Annotated in this window: 5 protein-coding genes; all 5 read right to left on the reverse strand. The window is 45.4% G+C overall.

Going from position 1 to position 7,572, the window contains the following annotated elements:
- Positions 1-116: 116 nt before the first annotated feature.
- Entirely contained in the window at positions 117-593 is a 477-nt protein-coding gene (locus D7Y06_RS27425; RefSeq protein ID WP_243119466.1) for a hypothetical protein, read from the reverse strand.
- Positions 594-670: 77 nt separating this feature from the next.
- On the reverse strand, positions 671-1,444 hold the full coding sequence (locus D7Y06_RS22850; protein WP_147415752.1) for a class B sortase: 774 nt from the start codon (positions 1,442-1,444) through the stop codon (positions 671-673).
- Between the two features lie 36 nt (positions 1,445-1,480).
- Positions 1,481-1,798, reverse strand: coding sequence for a CU044_2847 family protein (locus D7Y06_RS22855; protein ID WP_120409859.1), 318 nt, complete (start codon positions 1,796-1,798; stop codon positions 1,481-1,483).
- Between the two features lie 3 nt (positions 1,799-1,801).
- Entirely contained in the window at positions 1,802-6,106 is a 4,305-nt protein-coding gene (locus D7Y06_RS22860; protein WP_120409860.1) for a COR domain-containing protein, read from the reverse strand.
- A 72-nt stretch (positions 6,107-6,178) separates the two neighbouring features.
- A complete protein-coding gene (locus tag D7Y06_RS22865) occupies positions 6,179-7,213 on the reverse strand; it encodes a hypothetical protein (RefSeq protein WP_120409861.1) in 1,035 nt (344 codons plus the stop codon).
- Positions 7,214-7,572 lie beyond the last annotated feature (359 nt).

Genomic DNA, 7,572 nt, shown 5'->3' on the forward strand with positions numbered 1-7,572 from the left:
CATAAAAAAATAAGTGCAGAAGGTAAAGCACTGATGAAATGCTTTATCTCTTACACTTATATGGTACTAAATAAGCGGCCTGCCATACGCAAACCGCTTGTGCAAGTCCTATTCAGTTAATCCAGTTCTTCCCAGGGTTCCAGCCCCATCTCCTCCCAGGTAACGCCATAGGGTGCGCCCCCGGAGGTATATCCGGCGATATAAAAGAAGCGGTCATCCTGCTCTGGCAGCCGTTGCTGTTCCTGTGCCGCCAGTCTCGCCTTTTTCCGTTTCCGGGCGGCCCGCTTGATCGCCAGCTTTTCCGCCTCGGTTTTCTTCACTTTTGGCTTCGGCGGCTCCGGCAGGCCGTTCTTCTCGATCCGCTCCGCAAATCTGGCCTGCTTTTTCAGGAAAACATCATGGACCGTCTCATAGGACAGGCCCAGCCCACGCCCCTGTATTTTGGTGAAGGCCATTTTTGCCAGCTTATCCAGCTCCGTATCAGCGGGCATCTGCCCATGCTCCTTATAATGGGCGCAGACCACACTGAACATGACCTCGGACAATTTCTGCTTCTGTTTTGCTTTCAGGTCTTTCCATTCTTTTGCGCCCATATCCGCCACCTCCCGACATTACCGCACCATTGTAACATGGATACGGCATATTTGCCATAGGCGTTCTGGGTGTCATTTTACAAACTCTGCACCGCCTGGACTACCCAGCGGGTATTGCGGCCACTCCCGGAACAGGTGGAGAGGGTGATGATCGTGTCCTCCGGCGTAGGCATGATGCCCATGTCAATGACAGACCGCCCCAGCCCGTATTGGATAAAATCCTGCTTTTCCTCCGGGCTTGAAAACTCCTGCTGGTAGGTCTTTGCTGTCAGCCCCACCTCATAGGCGGCATAAATGTCATACTGCCATGTGCCGTCCTCATTGGCGATGGTAACGCTGGGGTTCTCCTGCCAGAAAGCGGCATCCATATAGTGCTTCAAGCAGCCGAACATGGTCCCGTTCCGCATCCTGTGTCCGTAGATGAGCGTGTTGAAATCCCCAAGTCCGGCGTCCGCCCGGAAGTCCAGAAAGACCGCCCCCGCCGCGTTCTCCTCGCCGTTCCACGCATGGGAGAGGTAGCAGGCCAGGTGGGATATTTCATGGAGGAAAACACGGTGCAGCTCCGGCAGGCGGAAGTCGATGTCTGCGCACATCATCACGCCGTACCGCCCTTTTCCCACAAAAGCCTGTGCCGCAAAGGATTGGAAGTAGCCCTCCGCCTCGTAGTCCTCGTCCAGATTCTTCGGAAAACGCTCCCGGCAGAACTGCTCATAGACATCCAGCCCGTTTTCCGGGGTAAAGAAAGCAAGGACTGTGTTATCCCTTGTGATGCCGGAGTCAAGGGCTTCGTTGAAGAAGTCCAAGGCGTCAAAAAAGATGTCCCTCAATCCTTGCTCTGTGTAGCGGCTCATATACACACTACCTACCTGCTCTAGTCCGGAATGTTATCAAGACTCCTGTTTGCCCTTTTCCCATTTCATTGTGACGCCTAGGGAGGTTTCCGCCTCTGCGTCCGCTATGATCCAAGACGCCAGTTTTCCTCCCGTTATAGCCAATTTGATGTTGAAATTCAATTCAATACTGTCTGGGTTCAAATTCTGGCTTTTTAGGTTATTGAGCACATTTGATACTACTTTGATATAATCCGAGGAGGCTTTAAAGGGCGATTTGTTAGGTCCAGCCTCTTCATACAAATCTGTGCCATCCACTTCCACAATAGCAATATCCCCATTGTCTAATTCCACTGCAATCGTTTTCTTATTCATTGCTTACCCATCCTTTCTTGTGTCTTGACATATCGTCTGCTCTATAAATTTCCAGATATTTTCAATCGGCATCAAGCCGATATTATTGTGATTAACATTAACCTCGCACACCATACCCATAACGCACCGATTGATCATATTCATCATACAAGTTCCACTCATGCCGACAAACACTTTCTTGGACTCATCCGCCACATGTAAATAATTGTATTCCTTTTTTTGGTTCTCGTCTGCAGCCGCAGTGCCACAAGAATCAAATTCTCTCAGGACGCCACCGTCAGTTCTCCCTATGCAATAGCCTGCAATCAAATTTTTCCTGTCATTCTGGCGAAAGGATAATATTTCATTAGGCACCGTTCTTCCCCATCGATATGACTCCTTTTCCACGCGATATAAGGCGATATCCAACCCGTCATCCCCGATTGCAATGAAGTTGGCGTTGAACTCATTACCTACCAAAGTCTCAAACCGAAGTTCCTCTGTTGCCTCACGTACCTCGTGGGCGCAGAGTACTACAAACCATTCGCCCTGGTAAGGAATGAAAAAGCCCATCCCTCTCTCCTCTTTTGTTGGCATGTCCTCTGCGTCAAAATCCCCTCCATTGTTTGGGTATTTGAAGACATGTACTAAATATTCCTTATAGATTTCGCGCATTTTTTCTTCATCATAAGGGTCTAACAATAAGCTGGCAACATTGTACCATCTGTCCACCTCAGGAAAATAATTGTTTTCCTGCCCAGCCATGCAGAGTTTCCGCATATACTCTTCCCTATAGGCATAGCGTAACTTCTGCATGCGCATATCCTGCGAACGGCCTTTAAGCACTATGGAGTCCACGATTTTTTTGTCTGTGTCAGCAATGCCTGTGCCGTCAGGGGATTCCAACCCATTTTCAATATGAATTTCCCGTAGGATGCTCCTGACCTCCTTCATCGCCTGTTTTTCGTCATTTGAAAGGTTATCGGTCAATGGACTACCCTTTCTAATTGCTAGGACGATTTCATTTTTCTCTTTCCGCGCCAGCATCTGTTTCCTATTGTGGTAGAAAAGGATTTCTCCCTTACTCAGTTTCCAGTCGGGATCATCCGCATGATTTCGCCAAAGCCTGCCCTGCAGTTCGGGAAAAATATTGGGGGGAAGGCATGTATAGGAAATCTGCCGCTCATACCAGCTATCCAACGGCTCGGTGCTGTTGGCAGTCCTCCTCTGTGTATTGTATGGCAGGAAACTTGGGAAAAAATATGAATCTCCCTCAGGGAAACAAATCTTCATTTTCTCCAAAATCTGCAAAAAGGCATCCGCCCCATTGCGATAGGAGAAGGGTGCGTGGGGTTCCTCCTGCTCAATGACGGCGATTGCCGCCTCTTTTTCCATCCACCATTTGTTTTCGCTGAATTCATGGTTTTTCAGCAATTTCGATATTCCATAAGTCAGCCATTGGGGATCCAGTACGATATATGGATGGATCTTTTTATGATAGATACAAAGCCCCGCATTCTTGCACAGGGTCAGGGTGAAGTCGCATTTGTTCGCAAGTCCCAATTCACCACATTTGTCTTTGAATTCCTTTATGGTGATGAAACCGCCGACATTCCGCAACCATGGGCGCAGTTCTTTTGCTTCTGTTGGCCAAATCTTATGGAATTGGCTTTCCATAGCCAAAATTTGCGAATAGATGTCGCGTTTCAACTCTTCTAATTCGTTTCCTGGAATCTGTAAATCGCGACAGGAGACCTGGTACACACCCACAATATTCGCATATTTGTCACAGTATTTTGCAATATTGATTTGGCTATAATGCATCCGATTCTCGATAGAAACCACCGGATTGACTGTATCAATCTTATTGATGACGAGCAGAACCTTCGATTTTGGAGAATACGTTTGTATGTAGTTCAGCCACTCTTCTGGGTCATCTTCCCTACGTGCATCCAGCACAAGAATATATAGCGCCACAGTCATCATCAAGAGGCAGTTGAGCGAGATATCGTGCTCTTGACCCGCAAAGTCCCATACGCTGATATGGTCAATCCGTGTTTTGCCAGACTGCATCCATGGCAATTCTTTCCATAAATTTACTTCAATTTTCACTCCATTTGTTTTTGGCTCATCATCATTGCAGGGAAGGTTTCCAATAACTCTCATTAAACTTGTTTTTCCGGCACCACCAGATCCTAGGAGAAAGACACGTGGCTCCCATACGGCCTCGGACAGCTCTCTGTTTCTGCTCAGTTGTACGGATTCAAAAAAAGCATCATAGTCTTTTTTGTATAAATATTCAACATCCTGATGCACATCGCAGACGGTTAGGTTTTTAAAGCTGAATTCTGTAGCTTGGCCCAATTCCAGCATGCGTCTAAGATATTGCTCTGGAAAAACATTGAATGTGCAATCGTGAAAATGAATATAATCAATATCTGAAACGGTATAACACTGCTTGTTGCTCTCCAGTAGGTCGAGAACGCTGTAATAGGCAAGCGTTTCCCCATCATCAAAAAAACGAAACATGGAGAATTCAAATTCTTTCTGGAAGACCAACAAATCATAGGTGAAGTAAACGTGTGCTCCTTTATCTTGGCAGGCAAGAACTTTATGAACTTCCCGTGCGTGAAGCTCATCCTCACAGACTAGCAGTAAATAGACTTCCCTTGATCCTAGTATTTTAAAGTTTTTTTTATCTAACTTGTTTGTCCTATAATTCTGGAAAAACAGATTATAGCGCCGGTATTTTTCCTCTATTTCTTCTTCCCAGTTCTTGTTCCGCCGGACAGCCTCGAGCAGTAATATACTATCCCCGAACTGAACAATGCTCGTTGGACGCAAGGGAATGTCGGTGTCCGCAAGAAGGACGACCTGATTTTGCAGATCTTTGCAGGAAGGCACTCGTTCCATACAAGCAAGCGCATACTGGTTTGCGGCAAGTATTTTTTTGATATGTGTGACATCTATCAGCATGGAAGGTTTATTTGGTAGCCTGCGAATCCCCAGCATATTCTTCAGCAGATAGCGTCCATTTTCGTTCATGCAACAGACCTTGTAAATGCCGTTGCCTGTGTCGCCGGCAAAATGCATCCGCACAATCAATGAACGCTTGTCCAAAGATTCAATCTTGTTGCTTAGCTTGTCTTGGGACTTAATTTCAGGACAAAGTCCATGGCTGTAAAAATACGATAAAATCTGTTTGGTCGTGCAGAAAAGAAGCTTGTTTACTGCTTTTATGATTTCATTGTGTTCTACCCCTAGAACACCTTTCTGATAATATTGTTCCAGCTGACGATAGGAAACTGATTTCGTCAAATCTGAATCGCAAACCTTTTCTTCATTCTGCCAGATGCTGAAAGGGCTTACGGTTGTTTTGACAGACCGCCGAAATAAGGATTTAGCTAAAGAAACCTCATATACCGATTCTTTTTCCAGTGCATGTTCCTCCTGCGTAGGCTGATCTTCCTGCGTGGACTCCTCCGGCATATTTTCTTGGGGGCTTTCCACCGGAGAGTATAGTTCACCGACTACGGCCTGTTTTTCCATGTCAACGTAGGTAATCCGGACTGTTTCTGGATACTGCTCGCTGACCGCAGCATCTGCTTGCACGGTAATATAAATCTGCCGATCATCGAGCGCCAGATAGTACTGATTTGACTTCATGCGGTCTGACCGCAAAAATCCATGGCACAGGGATCCAATATGGAGATTCAGTTTGTCCCACTCTTGTTCCCACGGCTTGTCAAATTCGAGGAAACTCAAAACCACACGGGCACCTTTTTCTACATTTCTGCGATTGAATATACAGAAATGCAGGAGTTCGCCTTCGTGGATAAACTCATCAATTGTGCAACATGTCGTTGGGAGCCTCGTTACACGGCTGAGAGGCAAATACCCGCAATGTCCTTCCATAAGATCAACAAATGCGCTGGCGTTGTTCCATAGCTGCGTTACCATACCGTCTACAAAAGCACCCACCGGCAACTCTTCTATGGCCTCCCTAGCCTCGGCTTCCACAGAAGTGCGTTCACAGATAAATTCCATATTCTCCACATAGATTTTTGTTACCCGCATCAATACGGTTTTCCCCACAATTTCACAAGGTTTTAAATGTGGATTTATTGTGATGTACCCATTGCGCATATAGCCTGCCACGCCATGGTAATCTATGAGAAGTTGTTTCCTTTCTTCGTCATATTCTTTGGCATAGCCGACAATGGGTTCATGCGTTTGCCGTGCCTCTTCTAGTTTTTTAATGGCTTCATTTATGTCCATTTCTTCTGCGTTGTATTTATAAAGCCCCAATGGTCTCATTTCTGTTGACATTTATGTACCTCCGTATAAAAATAATTGGTACAGTACCGCAGGGTTTTTCATTAATTGCATAATGCCATATTATTAAAAAGGAAAATTATCTTGAATAATTTGGCCCACCACTCGTGATGACTTTTTGCCTATACCCTTCAGTATCCAATTTGTCCCAGGATAACGGTTCCTCTCCGCCAAAAAATAAATAGGTTCGCCATAGATATCCGTTATCAGTGTGTCAAAACACATATATGTCCCATCCTTGCTTTCTACTATCCTGTTTTCATTCACGGCGAGCATATACGAAAAAGCGAGCACATTTCCCCAGCCAGTTGCGGAAAGGCTTTCTATTTGCGTTAAAAGCAAAAGATTGGCGGCGGTCACATCATTACTCCGCATATAGACAAATCTGTTCAACGTTTTGGCAAATTGTCTCTGGTCGGCGACACTGTGGGAAAAGAATTCCTGAAGGATATTCCGCTGTTTCCGGAAGGATGAGCTTGCGGATGTACCTAGTGACTGTCCCGAACCGGCATATGCTTGTTGTTTAGCAACGTAAGACTGTTTCTGACCGCTAAAATAGTGCGTTTGTGGTTGCTGCGCTGTAGAAAATTCCGAAAACCGTTCTGCAGCAAAGCTTGGGTGCTGTGTGTTGTCTTGCTCTGGTTGCGTATGACCGAATTTAATTTCTGGATTCTGCAGAAGGGCTCGATGCTGCATATCCCCTACATGCTGTAACTGCACAGAATGCGCTTCTTGGGGTATCGTCAAGGTCTGTTTAGCATTGTATATAGACTGTGAAGGTGTATCGCTGAAAGAATCAAAGGCGCTATCCTCCGCATCTGAGTATAGCATTTTCATCATTTTCGGCGTCAGGTCAATCACCATCTTCGTTGGGAGGGGATGAGATGCCTTAAAGAAGTCAGGCAGGCTAAGAAAAAGATCCTTACATCGGGAAAAGCCATAGTCAGAATAATTCAGGCCTTGCTGTTTCAAGACGAGAGATAGCTGTGCAACATCAATTGGGAACCTTTTTCCGCTCTTGAGAACCTTCTCACAGATATTGAGAGCAAGACGCTCGTTTGGATAATTACCAGATTCATGGTGGTTAAAATAATTGTCCATAGTAAATCTCCTTTCCTATAGCGATTCAAAATAAGAAACAAGTTAGGATAGCCTGTTTTGAAATGCTGTGGTGGTATTTTCCTAAATAAAATACTACACTTGGGCAACAATAGCGTTAAATACTCAAAGTTCGTACATAAATTTTAGAACCTGCATTCAAAAGAGAACGGAGAAGGCATGGGCAATTGAGCAAGGTACGAAAATGAGAAATCATATTGGAAACCTACAATACCGTAGTGTGCGCCTCCAAAGGGTTTGTCAAGTAAAATGTGTAAATTAATTTTTCGGCGGTCATATGACCGCCATATTTATTATCTGAAGCTCAATCAAAGGGTAGCTCCTCACCATTTCTATAAGCC

It is taken from the genome of Roseburia sp. 1XD42-69, assembly GCF_003612565.1.
Classification (GTDB): Bacteria; Bacillota; Clostridia; order Lachnospirales; family Lachnospiraceae; genus Roseburia_B.